The sequence below is a fragment of the Marinobacter fonticola genome (genome assembly GCF_008122265.1).
GTDB lineage: Bacteria > Pseudomonadota > Gammaproteobacteria > Pseudomonadales > Oleiphilaceae > Marinobacter_A > Marinobacter_A fonticola.
Genome location: NZ_CP043042.1, coordinates 3,935,414 through 3,951,008 on the forward strand (window position 1 = coordinate 3,935,414; position 15,595 = coordinate 3,951,008).

Sequence of the window (15,595 nt, forward strand, 5' to 3'; positions counted from 1 at the left end):
ACACGTGGATAGTCACGATACCAGACTGGAGTACCTGTTCGATTAAGAAATTATTATCGGAACGCGGGACAAATTGGATCAGTCGCGCATCGACTTGAGCTTTTGCGTGTGCTCTTCGAGTTCGCTTGTTGCTTCCTCTAGCTTTTCTCGGCGTTCTTCGACCTCGTCCATGTCACCCTCCTGAAGTGCTTCCTCCATGTCCCGTTGACGCTCTTCAACCTCCTCCATGCTTTCCTGAACCTCCGCCTCGGCCTCGGCGATTACCTTTTCGTCGCTACAGTGGTTACGGATACCTTCAAGCGAAGCTTCCAGACCCCGCAGTCGTTCGGTATTGCCATGCTCCCGGGCTGCGTCAATTTGCTGCTGGACTTCGGCCTCCTTGGCAGCGCAGTGTGGGTTTTCGTCGGAGGCAGCAAAGACAGGCGCCCCCAGACTCATGGCGAGAAGACTAGCCGACAAATTGATGCTTAGCTTTTTCATGTTGACCATCCATGCTCTGGAAAATTCAGACTGACATATTGAGCCAGGTTCAATCTCAAGTCACACAGAAAGCACTCATGCGGAGGCTCTAGACATGTGGAGTCATGACTAATTCTAACGGTCTCGTCATAGCACGGTTGGCGTGATTCAACGTCACAAGACCTCAACCTAGGTTTAGGTCAATACTTTTATATAGACGATGAGAAAAATGCGCTGAACCTCTATTACGGCTGGGGTCCTTGGTTTAACTCACGCCTAAGCCACTCCGCAAGCCGGATGCCCCGTCTAGACGAGGCGTAATGCGGCAGCAAGAGGCATAACCGGCCCGGCGTCTCGACCGATCCCCACGGCGCAATCAGTCGCCCGGCGGCCAGATCGTCCTGGACCAATAACCGGGGTGCGATGGCTACGCCCAAACCGGCCAACGCTGCCTCGATCAGGTAGTAGAGATGATCAAAACCCTGGCCCTCATCCAGGGCTTGCGACAGGCGCGCCGGGTCGAGCGCGTGGACCTCGGCCCACTGCGGCCAGGCCTGTGGGCGCGAATGGGTATACAGCATGGGCACCGAAAAAAGCGTGCCGGGACGCTCCGGATTGCAGTGTGCTGCATGCTGCGGGCTCACCACCACACAGATGTCTTCAGGGGCCAGTTCGACCACGTCGAACCCGGCGGGCCACGGTGCTTCTGAAAACAGAAGCGCTGCACTGGCCTCATTGCGCCTGGGGTCGAGTTCACTGTCACTGGATACCACCTGTAGTTTGATGTCAGGCAGATCCCGGTGGAGGCGCTCAAGACGGGGGATGAACCAGCGCGCCAGGAGGCTACCGGGGCAGTTCAGCACGAAGGGCGTCTCCTCGGCACTGTGCCTCAGCTCCGAACAGCTTTCCCGCAGGCGGGCAAAGGCCTCGCCGACACCTCGTTGCAGCTGCGCGCCTTGGCGCGTCAGGCGGAGTCCACGGCCCGCCTTGGCAAACAGCATCGTACCGAAGTGCTCGTCGAGGCTGCGGAGTTGGCGGCTTACCGCACCGTGAGTGACGTGAAGTTCGCGCGCGGCGGACGTCACGCTGCCCAGTCGCGCAGTGGCTTCGAAGGCGCGCAATGCGCTCAGGGGCGGCAGATCCTGACTCATCGTTAGGTGACTCCAGCTCACGTATTGATGCAATTCTATCGATTTTTATTCGAACGCGCCTTCGATAACCTCGTTATCAGTCACCTTGTTCACTCCCATGCAGGTCGCTTATGAACCCTTACTCGATGCAGCCAGACGCCGCAGGATTCTTCGGCCAGTTCGGCGGCAGCTTTGTTGCGGAAACGTTGATGCCCCTGATCATGGACCTTCAAACCAGTTACAAAAACGCACAGGCTGATTGCGAGTTCCAAGACCAACTGGCGTATTTTCAGCGGGATTACGTGGGTCGCCCCAGCCCGCTCTATCTGGCCGAGCGACTCACGGACTATTTCGGCGGCGCGACGATCTATCTCAAGCGTGAAGAGCTCAACCACACCGGCGCGCACAAAATCAATAACTGCATTGGCCAGATCCTGCTGGCCCGGCAGATGGGCAAGACGCGCATCATCGCCGAGACCGGCGCCGGCATGCACGGTGTGGCCACGGCCACGGTTGCCGCACGCTTCGGCATGCCCTGCGTGATCTATATGGGCAAAAAGGACATGGAACGCCAGCAACCCAATGTCTTCCGCATGAAACTGCTCGGGGCCGAGGTCATTCCGGTCACCGGCGGCACCGGGACATTGAAGGATGCCATGAACGAAGCACTCCGGGATTGGGTCACCAACGTCGACGACACCTTTTACATCATCGGCACCGTAGCCGGACCTCACCCCTACCCGGCAATGGTTCGCGACTTCCAGGCGGTGATTGGCCGCGAAACCCGGACGCAGATACTGGAACACGAGGGGCGCTTGCCCGACTCGTTGGTCGCCTGTATCGGCGGCGGATCGAACGCGATGGGCCTGTTTCATCCGTTTTTGGCGGACGACACGGTGCACATGATTGGCGTCGAGGCCGGAGGTCTGGGTATCGGCACCGGCCAGCATGCCGCGAGCCTGAACGGCGGCGTGCCCGGCGTACTCCACGGCAATCGCACCTATCTGCTGCAGGATGAAGACGGCCAGATCAACGACGCCCACTCGATTTCGGCCGGGCTGGATTATCCGGGCATCGGCCCCGAGCACGCCTGGCTGCACGAACAGGCGCGCGTCGAGTACGTCTCGGTCACCGACGAGGAAGCACTCCAGGCGTTCCAACTGTGCTGCCGGCAGGAAGGCATCATCCCCGCGCTGGAACCGGCCCACGCCCTGGCCGAAGTGGCCAAACGGGCGCCGTTACTGCCCCGTGATCACCTGATGGTGGTCAACCTGAGCGGCCGTGGCGACAAGGACATGATGAGCGTTGCCGAGTATCTCGGCGGTGAATCCCAATGACATCCGCTAGGATCTCCCAAATGAAACAGGCCTCTCGAATCGAATACCGCTTCGCGGCGATCACGTCAGAAAACCGCCCTGCGCTGGTAACCTATATCACCGCCGGCGATCCCGACCCGGGCACCTCGTTTGACATCCTCCAGGGCTTGCCGGCCGCAGGCGCCGATATTATCGAGCTGGGCATGCCGTTCTCGGACCCCATGGCCGATGGCCCGGCCATTCAGAAGGCCTCGCAACGCGCCCTCGGCAACGGACAGACCCAGCGAAAGACGCTTGAGATGGTGCACCGGTTCCGCCAGCGGGACAGCGATACGCCGCTCGTGCTGATGGGCTACTACAATCCAATCTACCGGTATGGCGTCGAACGATTCCTGAGCGACGCGGCCGAAGCCGGTGTCGACGGCCTGATCATCGTGGATTTGCCACCTGGACATGATAAAGCGCTGTTCCGTACCGCCTCGGAGCTCGGTATCAGTCTCATTCGGCTGGTCACGCCGACCACTCAGGGTGAACGGTTGACCGACGTGCTTCGTGATGCCTCCGGCTTTATTTATTACGTCTCGGTCGCCGGTGTCACCGGCGGTGCGTCTCCCAGCCTGCAAAGCGTTGAAAGCGCGCTGGCGCGAATCCGCGAACAGACAACGCTGCCCATTGCCGTCGGTTTTGGTATTCGCACCGCGGAGCATGCAGCAGCTATCGGACAGATCAGCGACGCCGTTGTGGTCGGTTCAGCACTGGTGGACTGCATCGAGCATGCTGAAACACCCGGAGCCGCCCGGGAGGCGGTGCATAAGCTGACGCGCCAATTGGTTGAGGGCGCACGGAGCGCAAGACGAGAGACATACCTTGCCGGTAGGCGAGTGTCTGAGCACCGCGCAACGCAGTGATTCGCTGCAGAATGGACTTTTTCAGAAGCTCCTTAAAACCGAGCCTTGGTACGTGACCGCCATCCGTGCCAAAGCTCGAATTCAGGAGATCACTGTCGAGGCCAGTTCGAACAGGCTCTCGCCAAAAACGATTGATTCGCCCAACTCCAATCTTGTCGCCTCATTTTATCGCTATAACAACAGGTTAGCTTTTTGATTTTTTGCGTCCCGGTAGAACCCTTTCTATAATCGCCTAGCAGGACGTTTTTTGCTCGCAGCGTAGCGCTCTATCCAATTCCAATAACGCGCAGCGGACCGTCTACCTCCAATAAAAAGGAAAAACAACATGTCGAAACGTCGCTTAGTTCTAGCTGCGGCGGCTACGCTGCTGTTCAGTGCCGCCTCCCACGCCCAGTACAAGGATGAATACACCGTCTCCACCGTTCTGCCGTCGGCTTTCCCCTGGGGCCAGGCAGCCGACAAATGGGTGGAGCTGGTGAAAGAGCGCTCCGATGGGCGCATCAACATGAAGATCTACAGCAATTCCCAATTGGTCTCCGGCGACCAAACCAAGGAGTTTTCAGCCATGCGTTCTGGGCTGATCGACATGGCGGTCGGCTCCACTATCAACTGGTCGCCGCAGGTGCCGGAACTGAACCTGTTCTCGCTGCCTTTCCTGATGCCGGACTATGCAGCGATTGATGCGATCACCCAGGGCGACGCCGGCGAAGCCGTCTTTGCGGCCATTGAGAAGCGTGGTGTTACCCCGCTGGCCTGGGGCGAGAATGGCTTCCGTGAACTCTCCAATTCCAAGCTGAAGATCGATGAACCCGCCGATTTGGACGGCCTGAAAATACGCGTAGTCGGCTCGCCGTTGTTCCAGGATACGTTCACAGCGCTGGGCGCCAATCCGACCCAGATGAGCTGGGCCGATGCCAAGCCAGCGCTGACCACCGGCGCGGTCGACGGGCAGGAAAACCCGTTATCGGTCTTCGATGTGGCGCGAATCGACCAAGTCGGCCAGGAGTACCTGACGCGCTGGCACTATATGGCGGATCCGCTGGTTTTCGCGGTCAGCAACCGCGTTTGGGCCCAGTTCACGCCGGAAGATCAGGCCCTGCTGAAACAGGCGGCCATCGATGCCGGACAATGGGAGATCGAGAAGTCCCGCAGCGAAATCGATGAAACCCTTGCCGCGATCAAGGAACGCGGCGTGGACGTCACCGAACTGACAGACGAACAGCGCGACGCGTTCAAGCAGGCCACCCAGTCGGTCTACGAACAATGGACGCCAAAAATCGGCGAGGATCTGGTGAAGCAAGCGCAGGACGCGGTGGCCAACCGCACGCAGTAACCACTGCCTGCCCAGGCGCCCGTCCTCCCCGGCGGGCGCCGTAATCTGAACCGGAGCCCTCATGCCGCCCCGCCCTCCCAAATTCCAGCCCGATGCCTGGCTGGCCACCGTCGCCCTGGTTGCCATCTGCGTGATCAGCCTGGGCAATGTGATCGTGCGCTACGCTACGGATGCGTCGTTTGCCTTTACCGAAGAGTTTTCGGTGTTCTGTCTGGTGGTGCTCACCTTCGCGGGTGCGGCGGTGGCGGCGCGTCACAACCAGCACATCCGTATCGAGCTGATCGAACACTACCTGCCGCACTGGGCGCGAAAGGGGGTCTTCGTACTGCAGTGGCTGGGCGGCGTTACCGTGCTGGGGATTATGACCTGGTACGGCAGCACCTTCGCCCTGCAGGAATACCAATGGGAGTCACTATCGCCGGGCCTGGGGTTCCCAAACTGGATTTACGTGATGTGGCTGCCACTGCTGTCCGTCGCCATCATCTTCCGCATGACTCAGAACCTCGTCGATCGTCTGCGCGGCAAGGACGACCCGGAGACAATCCATGAGTCCTGACTTGCTGATGATTGGCAGTTTCCTGCTGGCACTGTTGCTGGGGATGCCCGTGGCGATTGCTCTTGGCGTGGGCGGAGTCGTCGGCATTGTGGCCGGGTTGCCGCCAACCATGCTGGGCACCTTCGGCACGAATACCTACAACAGCGTGGCCAAGTACCCGCTGATTGCGATTCCGCTGTTTATTCTTACCGGCCTCATTTTCGAGCGGGCGGGTGTGGCGGCCAGCCTGGTACGCTTCGCTCAGGCCGTTATCGGCCCCCGCCACGGGGGCCTGACCATCGTCGCGGTGCTGGTATGCCTGATCATGGGCGGGATGAGCGGCTCGGGACCGGCGGATGCCGCAGCGGTCGCGATGGTGATGCTGCCCAGCATGCAAAAGGCCGGCTATCCGAAACCGTTCTCGGCGTCGCTGATTGCCGCCTCGTCATCCACGGCGATCCTGATCCCGCCTTCGATTGCACTGATTCTCTATTCCATCGTGGTACCCGGCGTAGATCTGCGGGCGCTGTTTGCAGCGGGCTTGTTTCCGGGCATCCTGGCGGGCGTTTCCCTGCTGGCGCCGGCGCTTTTCTTCGCCAAGAAATACCGCTGGGAAGATCCGGAAACGGTCGAGCGTCCGGCGTTCTGGCCCAGCTTCAAGGCGGCGATTCCTGCCCTATTTGCGCCGGTCATCATTCTCGGCGGGCTGCGCTCAGGCCTGTTCACCCCGACTGAAGCTGCAGTGGTTGCCGTCGCCTACGGCGTGCTCGTCGGCTGCCTGCTCTACCGCAATCTCGGCCTCCGGGATCTGTGGCATCTGATGACCGAAGCTGCCGTCACGTCTGGCGTGGTCATGTTCATCATCGCGCTGGCGGGTATCTTCGCCTGGGCAGGCACAACCCTGGGCACGTTCCAACATCTGGCCGATGCCCTGCTGTCGCTTTCCGAAAACGGCTGGGTTTTGCTGGGTCTGGTCATGGTATTGGTGCTGATCGCCGGCATGCTGCTGGATGCAATCTCGATCTACCTGATCCTGATCCCGATTGTGCTGCCGCTGATGAACCATTTTGGCTGGAACCCGATCTGGTTCGGCATCCTGCTGGCGATGAATATCGCCATCGGCCAGTTCACGCCACCGGTCGCCGTCAACCTGATGGTGACCACCCGAATCGCCAACATCCGCCTGGAGCATACCATCGGCTGGTCGCTGGTTTTTATCGCTGCCATGGCTGTCAGCCTGATGCTGGTGATGCTAGTGCCGGGCATTGCGCTGTGGTTGCCGGAGACGCTCGGCTACAGGGTGGGCCAGTGGTAGAGAATGCCAAGCCCGATGGGCATCGGATGCGGGTGTCCTTTGCAACGTCTTCCCGACCTCTCTCCAACGTCTTTGCAACATTGTGGGCCTCTTTACGCCCAGGCGCCTGCGCGGTAACAATTATGCTAGGCGAGAACGCACCTCCTTGAGGCCCATTTGACCGTCAGGAACCTTCGATGTCCGAACAAGCCCTTAAAGCCCTATCCGACATGGCCAGCGACGCCCATGCCCGGATCCAGCAGATGTACCGGCACATTAATCCTGTGGTGGGCGTACGGCGCGGAATGCGCGACATCGGTATTCCCGCCGATGCCATGACAATTGACTGCCTACGCACCCGGCGCCGCATCGTGCTGGTCTTACATGACGACGATCCCGGCGTTCTGCTCTATCAGTTTTCGACCATTGACGAGGACATCGGCGTGGACTTCCAGCGCATGGCGTTGGCCGACGCCAGCGCAGCGACCCTATTCGATTGGATGCAGGACTACTTCTCGACCGACGCCCCCGCCCGCACGAAGCACTGACGCTATACCGATAGGCTCCGTACGCCGCCCGGCTGGCGGCAGAAATCGCCAGAATGCGAGGCGGTCTACAATTAACGTGTGTTCATCCGCTTGGGGGCGCTGTATCTTTATAAGCGTCACACGGAGGACATCACGCAACGGAAACCTCCGGACTATTCCTGAATCGCCTCTAAAATCTCCAACACATGGACGGGGAGGGTTGGGCTGTGAAGCTGAAATGGATCGGACCGGCACTGCTCGTGGGAGCACTTTTCCCAATGGCTGTTCAGGCAGAACGGACAGCCGCCTGGGACTTGTCGGTTCACCTGCTGGGCAACTTTCACGAGTCAAGCAAAGGGAGCAATGGATCAAGTCTGAACATTGATTCCTCGGTGGGATTAGGTCTGGGCGGCGGCTATAACTTCAGCGAACACTTGAAGCTGGGCGCCGAGCTCTCTTTCCTGAGTCCTGATTACACCGCCAATATAACGGTGGACGGCGGCGCCCAACAGAAGATCGAATCGGAGATGGAGGTCTTCAACGGGCACCTGTATGGCGCCTGGAACTTTCTTGAAGGCCCGTTGACGCCCTATGTCCGGGCGGGTCTGGGTTGGACATACGTTAACTCCAACATCGTCTCCAACGAAGTGCCCATGGGCGTTTGCTGGTGGGATCCCTGGTGGGGCTATATCTGCTCGGGCTTCTACGACACCTACGACGACACCCGATTCTCCTACGGCGGCGGCCTGGGCATGCGGTACGAACTCGATAATCAGTACTACATACAAGGCGGCGTCGACCGCTATGAAATGAGTGGCGAAGGGCTCGGAGCCAGCCCCAACTTCGAACTCTGGCGCCTCGAGTTTGGCTGGCGTTTCAGCTATTAAGGCCGCTTTTTAGGTCAATCACCCCGGACCGGCACTCGCCGATTGCCTGGCGACGAAAGCCATCACGTCCCGTCCACGTTCATCGATTTGCCGAAGCCAACAAGCGAACGGCAGGATCTTTATCTATAATTCTCCCGCTGACGTCTCAGAACACGGAGTGTGTGGTGGTCGTTGTCGGCTGTCAGTTGATTAGCAGACCCGATCTTTTCACATCCGGTTAAGGGACCCTCGCCAATGAACATTAAGCCTATTTTCTCCAAACACACCGCCGGTATCGCCCTTATCGCGAGCCTGCTGGCCGCCTGCAGTACACCTTCCGAAGACTCGACGAACGCGATGACTGCCGATGTATCCGAAACCGTGACTACGGTTGATGGCGTCCCCGGGGGCGTCGTGACCCGCACTGCACGCCTCGAGGCGACGGTTAAAGCCATTGATTACGACGCCCGCAGGGTTACGCTGGTCGATGACAACGGTACACAGAAAACGGTCGACATTGGCCCCGACGCGGTCAACTTCAATCAGGTCGAAAAGGGCGACCGTGTCGAAATCGCGTACGTGGAAGAAATGGCGGTTTATCTCAGAGGCGCTGGTGCCGCCCCGGAGGACGGCCTCTCAGGCGCAGCGGGGCGTGCGCCGGAAGGCGAAAAACCACGGGGATTCGCGGCCGGTAGTGTTGAAATGACAGCCGTGGTCACCGCCGTGGATTTGGCCGAACACACCGCCACGCTGCAGTTTCCTGACGGCAGTAGTCACATTCTTCCTGTACGTGACGATGTTGAACTGAGCACCGATCACGTGGGCCGTGAGGTCGTCGTTCAATCGACGGAGGCCGTGGCCGTGTCGGTGGAAAAGCCGTAGTAATTTGCGGCGGAGCACCCCGTCCTACGCGGGTGCTCTGAACCATTGCAGACCGGCGTTGCGCCTAGGATGTCCTTCAACTTTTCTCTCTCGATCAGCAACAATCCCGCCACGTTTCCCGCCACATTGGACTTTTTCACAACCTCTCAGGGCGCGTTTAATAGCCCTAACACCCGATCACCTTGCTTTTTCACAATTGTTGACAGCTTCTCAGAAAACTGCCTAAAGTCGTATATGCATAACAGAATTATGTTTTGCACAGCAAAACATCGAACCATAAATACAAAACCGCAGAAGGATTCTGACATGCCAAAAATCAAACGCTATCTAGCTGCTGCCACCCTGGCATCGGTGCCCACGCTAGGTTTCGCCGCCGAGGGCGTGGAACTCCCCAATACACTCGGTATGACAGCCTATGGCACCAGCTCCGCGGGTTATAGTCAGATGGTGTCTATCGGCAATCTGCTTCGCAACGAGTACGGCGTCTCGCTGCGTATCCTGCCGGGCGAGAACGACGTATCCCGGATGACGCCGCTCAAGATGGGCCGCGTGCCGGTCTGTGCCTGCGGTATCGCCGCCTACTACGGTGCCGAAGGGGTACTGATGTTCGCCGATGAGAACTGGGGGCCTCAGCCAATCCGGGTCATCACGACATCGATGGCCAGTTTTGGACTGAGCATCGCGGTCGCCGGCGATATCGATGTCGAAACACCGTCTGACCTCAAGGGTAAGCGCGTGTCCTATATTCGAGGTGACGACGCGCTTAATCTGGGCTCCGAAGCCATGCTAGCCTTTGGCGACCTAAGCTGGGACGACGTCGAGCGGGTGGAATTCCCCGGTTACGGACGCTCGTTCGAAGGCATCATCGCCGATCAGACCGATACCGCTTTTACCGTCTCGGTGGCGGGCGGCCCCCAGCAATTGGCGGCTAGCCCTCGGGGTATCACGTGGCTCACGCTGGACCCGGAAGACAAAGCGGGCTGGAAACGTCTGAAGGACGTTGCACCCTACTTTCAGCCGCATAAAGTCACCTCCGGCGCAGGGATCAGCGAGGAGGACCCCTGGATCGGTTCAAGCTATCCCTACCCGATTGTGGTGGCCAACGCCAAGACCGACGACACCCTGGTCAAAAGCCTGGTCAAGGTCTTTACCGAAGACTACGACAAGTACAAGGATGCCGCTCCCGGTAACCAGGGATATGCCCTGGAAAATCAGAACATGGAGTGGGTCATTCCGTTCCACGATGCGGTTGTTACCTACTACAAAGAAATCGGCCACTGGACTGATGAAATGCAGGCCCACCAGGATAAGCTTGTGCGCCGCCAGAACATTCTGATGGATACCTGGGACCAGTTTATTGCCGGTAACCCGCCGTCCGACGAGGAGGCTTTCCGCCAGGGCTGGATGACCGCCCGCGCCGATGCACTCGAGGCGGCCGACATGAACCCCGTCTTCCGCTAAATCACGCTCAGCCCGGGAGGAGCCCAGCCTCTTCCCGGCCTATCCTGTTCTCTGGAGCGTCCTGCATCATGACTCAAGAGCCCTCCTCCAGTCCGGATCGCGAAAAGATCTCCGGCGTCCGGCAACTGCCCGGAGCCTGGCCCTGGATTCCACGGCTGACCACGCTGGCCCTGACGCTGTTTACCATCGATTATCTGTTCAACCTGCAACTGATCAACGTCGTCACGCAGGTGGAGAGTCAATTTTTCTATACGGTGGTGGCCCTGATGCTGCCACTGGTTTTCCTGCTCTGGCCCATGCACCGTCGCGCCGCGCGGGAAAGCGTGCCCTGGTACGATGTTCTGTTGTTTATAGCGGCAGGCGGGATTTGCGGCTTCTTCGTCTACAACGCGGAAGCGATTCTGGACCAAGGCTGGGAGTATGCCGCACCCCAATATGCGGTGATTATGAGCGTCCTGTTCTGGGTGCTTGTCGTGGAGGCGATTCGCCGGGCCGGCGGGATCACGATCGCCGCCATCGTAGGGCTGGCCAGTCTGTACCCGATTGTCGCCGATAAAATGCCCGGTCCGATTCAGGGTTTTCCTTCCTCACCCGGACAAACCGCGATCTACATGGCGATGAGCCGCGAAGCCGTCATGGGGGTGCCCTTGCAAGCCTTCGCCAATATCGTGATCGGTTTCTTACTGTTCGGTGTCGCCCTGCAACAAACCGGTGGGGGCCGTTTTTTCATCAACCTGGCGTTTGCCCTGCTCGGCCACGTTCGCGGCGGACCAGCCAAAGTCGCGGTATTTTCCAGCGGCCTGATGGGTTCGATGAGCGGGAGCGTGATTACCAACGTCATGACCACGGGCGTGATGTCTATTCCCGCCATGCGACGCGTGGGTTTTGGCAGATCCTATGCCGCTGGCGTGGAGGCCTGCGCGTCAACCGGCGGCGTGCTGATGCCACCGGTGATGGGCGCCACCGCTTTTATCATGGCCGCCTTCCTGAACATTCCCTACGGCACCATTGCACTGGCCGCCGTGGTGCCCTCAGCTCTGTATTTTCTGGGACTTTTTATCCAGATCGATGCTTACGCAGCCCGGCACAACCTGCAGGGGCTGCCCAGTGAAGAGCTGCCCTCACTACGTAAAACGCTCAAGGAAGGCTGGTACTTCATCTTTGTATTTGCACTGCTGATCTGGATGCTATTTTTCCTCCGCCGGGAGGCTACTGCGCCATTCTATGCCACTGCGTTGCTGCTGGTTATCAACCAAGTGCTACCCTACCAGCGCTGGGGCTGGCAAAACGTGAAGGATTTCTTTGCCGACGCCGGCAAGTTGTTTGCCGAACTTATCGCTATTCTGGCGGGGGTCGGCTTGCTCGTCGGCGCACTTTCGGTCACGGGCCTTTCCGGTACTATCGCCAATGACCTGATTTACCTCGCCGGCGGCAATACGCTGACCCTCCTGATGATGGGAGCGCTAACCAGCTTCATCCTGGGGATAGGGATGACGGTAACCGCTGCTTATATTTTTCTCGCCGTTGCCCTCGCGCCAGCCTTGATCAATGGTGGTGGTATGGACCCTCTGGCGGTCCACCTGTTCATCCTGTACTGGGGCATGCTCAGCTTTATCACCCCGCCAGTCGCCCTCGGTGCCTTTGCAGCCGCCACAGTGGCGGGCTCCAACGCGATGAAAACCGGGTTTCAGGCCATGCGCTTGGGCAGCGTTATCTACTTTATCCCGTTCCTGTTCGTGCTCAACCCGGCACTGATTTTCCAGGGCAGCTGGGCCGAGATCGGCATCGTCATTCTTCAAGCATTGATTGGGGTGGTTCTTATAGCGGGGGCCATGCAGGGCTGGCTGCTAGGCATCGGCAGCCTCGCCGCCAGCCGAGTCCTGCAATGGCCGGTACGGCTGGCCCTAATCATTGGCGGCCTGCTGCTGGCAATTCCTGGCGGTGGTCCGGTACCGCTATCCAACGTCCAGCTATCGATGATCAGCGCCGTGCTCATACTGCCGGCCATTGCCGTCGCCTTGATTGCCCAGAGGCGATACGGACCGGTTTCTATTTAGGCGCGCCGGTGTCACGGGACCACAACGCCCCGATGGCCGGTAAAAAGAGCAGGCCTGGCAACCAAGCCCCTCGGCCACGTTGAGGGGTTTTAATTAGACGGGTGGCGGCAGCCGTTCCTATACTGGGTTTCACCTCCCTACAACTAGAAGGCCTCTCTCATGCGAGTCTTCACCAATCCGGTTGGCTCTGGATCACTCTGGTTCGACAATCTCGCCACCGCAGACGGAACGCCCGTCGCTTACGATCCTCAGGCGCGCGCCTTTCTGCCCATGCCCCCGTTTTGTGTCAACAGGGAAGTGATCGGCTGTAACTGGATTGCCCCTGAACAAGGCGCTTTCTGTCGCTCGTGCGCGATGACGACACTGGCCCCGGATCCCTCCATTCCCGATGCCGTTCCCAACTGGGCAGTGACCGAGGCAGCCAAACGGTGGACGCTCGACAACCTCGGGCGCTGGCATTGGTTCCGGCCGGAAGATCCAGGTGCGCGACCGGCTTTCCGCATGCTCGCCGAAGGACGGACCCCGGTGTATATGGGGCATGTGGACGGCATCGTGACTATCAGTGTGGCCGAGGCGGATCCGGTGGTGCGCACCACCCGCCGCGAAGCACTGGAGGAACCCTACCGGACCATGATCGGCCATATGCGCCACGAAATTTCGCATATGCTCTGGTGGCGGCTGAGTCTACGTGAGGACTTTCTCGACGCCTTTCGCGCGATGTTCGGCGATGAACGCGCGGATTACGGTGCCGCGCTCCAGCATCACTACAAAAACGGTCCGCCACCCGACTGGACGCTACGTTTCCTGACTAGTTACGCCTCGGCTCACCCGCACGAGGACTGGGCCGAAACAGCGGCGCACCTGTTACACCTAACCGATATCACCGACAGCTTTGTCGCGGCGGGCCTTACCCTGCCCGGGTTACCCAGCGCGAATTGGGATCCGTATTCGGAGCCCGATGCCGAACGCCTCATCCATGTCGCGACCTCGGTGGCCATTGGGGTCAATCATGTCAATCGATCCATGGGACTGTCGGATCTTTACCCCTTCATGCTCTCGGATGCGGCCCATCGTAAGCTTGCCTTCGTGCATGACTGGCTGCGCCGGGGTGCCCAGGGACGCTGAATAACGGGGTCATTAAGGGTCATTAAGTCATCAGTCGAGCCGTGGCGCGCGAACGCCAGCTCGAAAAGGTGGGAAGCTGCGACTGAGGCGATCGATGTTCCAATTCGGTTACCGCAAGCCGCGATTCCGGTAACCGATCCCAAATCCACCGGCCTGGAAAGTTAATTCAGGTCGGTGGCGGGCAACAAGCTCACCACTTCTCCTCTTCAGCCTGATCCTTCGCCTCCATTTCCGCTTTGCGCTTGCGTATGCGCTCCATCTTGTCTTCTGAGATCGGCATACTGCGGGCGCTATTGCGCAGAAACATCAGCCCACCGACGATAAGGATCAGGGCAACGATCAGGAATATCCATCCTTCGAGTGGCATAAGAAGAACTCTCCGCTGGGAACGTCTTTCTATGATGGACCAAGCGGCGCTCTTTGTCAGGAACGCACGGTCAGGAGAGTACTGTCAGGAGAGCGCTGTCAGGTGAGCACCTATCAGAAGAGCGCCTATCAGGAGAGCACCTCGGCCAGATCGGCAGGAACGGTCATCGGCGCAAGGGCGCTGACAGTGGCTCGTCCGGTATTGCCAACAGGCACCCAAATGCGAGAGAAGACCAATGCCGCCAGGGCACGCGTGATTTGCCCGCGCACTTCCCGGCCGTCACTTAGACGCAAACCTAACCTGAGCATGCGTAGGTGTGTCGCCGTGTGCGCCAGGGCAAATCGCTGGCTAAGGATATGGGCCCGCTCCAGGTGCGTGAAAGCCAGCTGGCAATCGCCTCGGGCTTCCTCAGCTCGGGCCGAGGCCAGCTCGTTCCGGTAGGCCACCTTCAATCGCTCATGCATTGTTCTGCCACTCTTTATTTTCGTTCTCAGTTGAAGCGCCGCAGCAGCTTGGTTTGGGCTTCGCCTTTGCCGGACCACAGTGATCGTCCAAGTCGCTCCCGTCGCTGGAGCATTCTTTAACTGGCAACGGCGATGCTGCGGCTCCACAGCATGTGTCGGCTCTGTCCACAGAACTCTCGGTATCAGGCGGAACATTAGCATGCCGCCACTCCCGCCAGGCTTCGGTTAGCACTTGCCAGGCGGAATGCAGGAACAGGCCGGCAATGGCGATACCGACGACGACGTCCGGCCAGAGCGTCCCGGTAAGGGCCACAAGCACGGCGGCGGCAATGACGCTGGTATTGGCGACGAGGTCGTTCCTGGAACATAGCCAGGTTGAACGCATGTTCAGATCGTCGCTGCGATGACTGTACAGCAGGAGAAAGCAGACCGTATTGGCCGCCAAAGCGATCAAGCCGACAACGCCCATCCAGTTTGCCTCCGGGATCACACCCAGCAGGCTCTTACGGACCGCGTCGCCAATAACCACCAAGCCGAAGAGCAACATGAACACACCCTTGGCTAACGCGGCGCTGGCTTTGGCGCGGGCACTTCGATGCAGAGTGTAAAGCGTCAGCGCGTACACCGAAGCGTCGCCGAACATGTCCAGCGAATCGCCCAGCAACGCCGTGGAGTTCGCCAGCCAACCACTGATGAATTCAAAGAAAAACATAACGGCATTGATGCCTAGCACGACATACAACACCCGGGCTTGCTTCTCGCGCAAGTGAGCAAGCTCGCCGGCCTTATTTTCGCAACAGCTATCCACCCATCTATCCTCTTGGAGATATTGATGGTGGCATCATCAAGGTTGTAGCTACTACAGGGTCAA

The 15,595-nt window shown here is 59.2% G+C and carries 16 protein-coding genes; 11 read left to right on the plus strand and 5 right to left on the minus strand.

Annotation, left to right across the window (positions count from 1 at the left end):
• Positions 1-78 precede the first annotated feature (78 nt).
• Together FXO11_RS17515 and FXO11_RS17520 are read right to left on the minus strand one after the other, a co-directional pair.
• On the minus strand, positions 79-480 hold the full coding sequence (locus FXO11_RS17515) for a DUF1090 domain-containing protein (protein ID WP_168203194.1): 402 nt from the start codon (positions 478-480) through the stop codon (positions 79-81).
• Between the two features lie 224 nt (positions 481-704).
• Positions 705-1,610: a LysR family transcriptional regulator gene (locus tag FXO11_RS17520; RefSeq protein WP_148864228.1), complete on the minus strand. Its 906-nt coding sequence runs from the start codon at positions 1,608-1,610 to the stop codon at positions 705-707.
• 110 nt (positions 1,611-1,720) lie between these two features.
• On the opposite strand from FXO11_RS17520, the gene trpB reads away from it, so the two are divergent.
• From trpB to FXO11_RS17575, 11 genes are all read left to right on the plus strand, one after another.
• Positions 1,721-2,926 carry a tryptophan synthase subunit beta gene (gene trpB, locus FXO11_RS17525; RefSeq protein ID WP_148864229.1) on the plus strand — a complete coding sequence of 402 codons (1,206 nt, stop codon included), beginning with the start codon at positions 1,721-1,723 and terminating at the stop codon, positions 2,924-2,926.
• 20 nt (positions 2,927-2,946) lie between these two features.
• Positions 2,947-3,813, plus strand: a complete 867-nt coding sequence (trpA, locus tag FXO11_RS17530; RefSeq protein WP_148864230.1) for a tryptophan synthase subunit alpha — start codon at positions 2,947-2,949, stop codon at positions 3,811-3,813.
• Positions 3,814-4,138: 325 nt separating this feature from the next.
• On the plus strand, positions 4,139-5,146 hold the full coding sequence (locus tag FXO11_RS17535; RefSeq protein WP_148864231.1) for a DctP family TRAP transporter solute-binding subunit: 1,008 nt from the start codon (positions 4,139-4,141) through the stop codon (positions 5,144-5,146).
• A gap of 61 nt (positions 5,147-5,207) precedes the next feature.
• On the plus strand, positions 5,208-5,702 hold the full coding sequence (locus tag FXO11_RS17540; RefSeq protein ID WP_148864232.1) for a TRAP transporter small permease: 495 nt from the start codon (positions 5,208-5,210) through the stop codon (positions 5,700-5,702).
• The gene (locus FXO11_RS17545; RefSeq protein ID WP_148864233.1) at positions 5,692-6,996 is read left to right on the plus strand and encodes a TRAP transporter large permease; all 1,305 of its coding nucleotides are present in this window, start codon (positions 5,692-5,694) and stop codon (positions 6,994-6,996) included. Before FXO11_RS17540 ends, FXO11_RS17545 begins: the two co-directional genes overlap by 11 nt.
• A gap of 176 nt (positions 6,997-7,172) precedes the next feature.
• Positions 7,173-7,523 (plus strand): hypothetical protein, encoded by a 351-nt coding sequence (locus tag FXO11_RS17550; RefSeq protein ID WP_148864234.1) that lies wholly within the window; start codon positions 7,173-7,175, stop codon positions 7,521-7,523.
• Between the two features lie 257 nt (positions 7,524-7,780).
• Positions 7,781-8,389 (plus strand): outer membrane beta-barrel protein, encoded by a 609-nt coding sequence (locus FXO11_RS17555; protein WP_168203195.1) that lies wholly within the window; start codon positions 7,781-7,783, stop codon positions 8,387-8,389.
• 234 nt (positions 8,390-8,623) lie between these two features.
• On the plus strand, positions 8,624-9,250 hold the full coding sequence (locus FXO11_RS17560; protein ID WP_148864236.1) for a hypothetical protein: 627 nt from the start codon (positions 8,624-8,626) through the stop codon (positions 9,248-9,250).
• 306 nt (positions 9,251-9,556) lie between these two features.
• Positions 9,557-10,711, plus strand: coding sequence for a TAXI family TRAP transporter solute-binding subunit (locus tag FXO11_RS17565; protein WP_148864237.1), 1,155 nt, complete (start codon positions 9,557-9,559; stop codon positions 10,709-10,711).
• 68 nt (positions 10,712-10,779) lie between these two features.
• Complete coding sequence (locus FXO11_RS17570) at positions 10,780-12,768, plus strand: TRAP transporter permease (RefSeq protein ID WP_148864238.1); 1,989 nt, start codon at positions 10,780-10,782, stop codon at positions 12,766-12,768.
• A 159-nt stretch (positions 12,769-12,927) separates the two neighbouring features.
• A complete protein-coding gene (locus FXO11_RS17575; RefSeq protein WP_148864239.1) occupies positions 12,928-13,893 on the plus strand; it encodes a zinc-binding metallopeptidase family protein in 966 nt (321 codons plus the stop codon).
• 190 nt (positions 13,894-14,083) lie between these two features.
• Here FXO11_RS17575 and FXO11_RS17580 read toward each other — a convergent pair whose 3' ends face one another.
• The 3 genes from FXO11_RS17580 to FXO11_RS17590 all read right to left on the minus strand — a co-directional run bounded on the left by FXO11_RS17580 (position 14,084) and on the right by FXO11_RS17590 (position 15,532).
• Entirely contained in the window at positions 14,084-14,260 is a 177-nt protein-coding gene (locus FXO11_RS17580) for a DUF2897 family protein (protein ID WP_148864240.1), read from the minus strand.
• A 128-nt stretch (positions 14,261-14,388) separates the two neighbouring features.
• Positions 14,389-14,724 carry a DUF3703 domain-containing protein gene (locus FXO11_RS17585; RefSeq protein WP_148864241.1) on the minus strand — a complete coding sequence of 112 codons (336 nt, stop codon included), beginning with the start codon at positions 14,722-14,724 and terminating at the stop codon, positions 14,389-14,391.
• Positions 14,717-15,532 (minus strand): cation transporter, encoded by an 816-nt coding sequence (locus tag FXO11_RS17590; RefSeq protein ID WP_148864242.1) that lies wholly within the window; start codon positions 15,530-15,532, stop codon positions 14,717-14,719. The genes FXO11_RS17585 and FXO11_RS17590 overlap by 8 nt, the downstream gene beginning before the upstream one ends.
• Positions 15,533-15,595 lie beyond the last annotated feature (63 nt).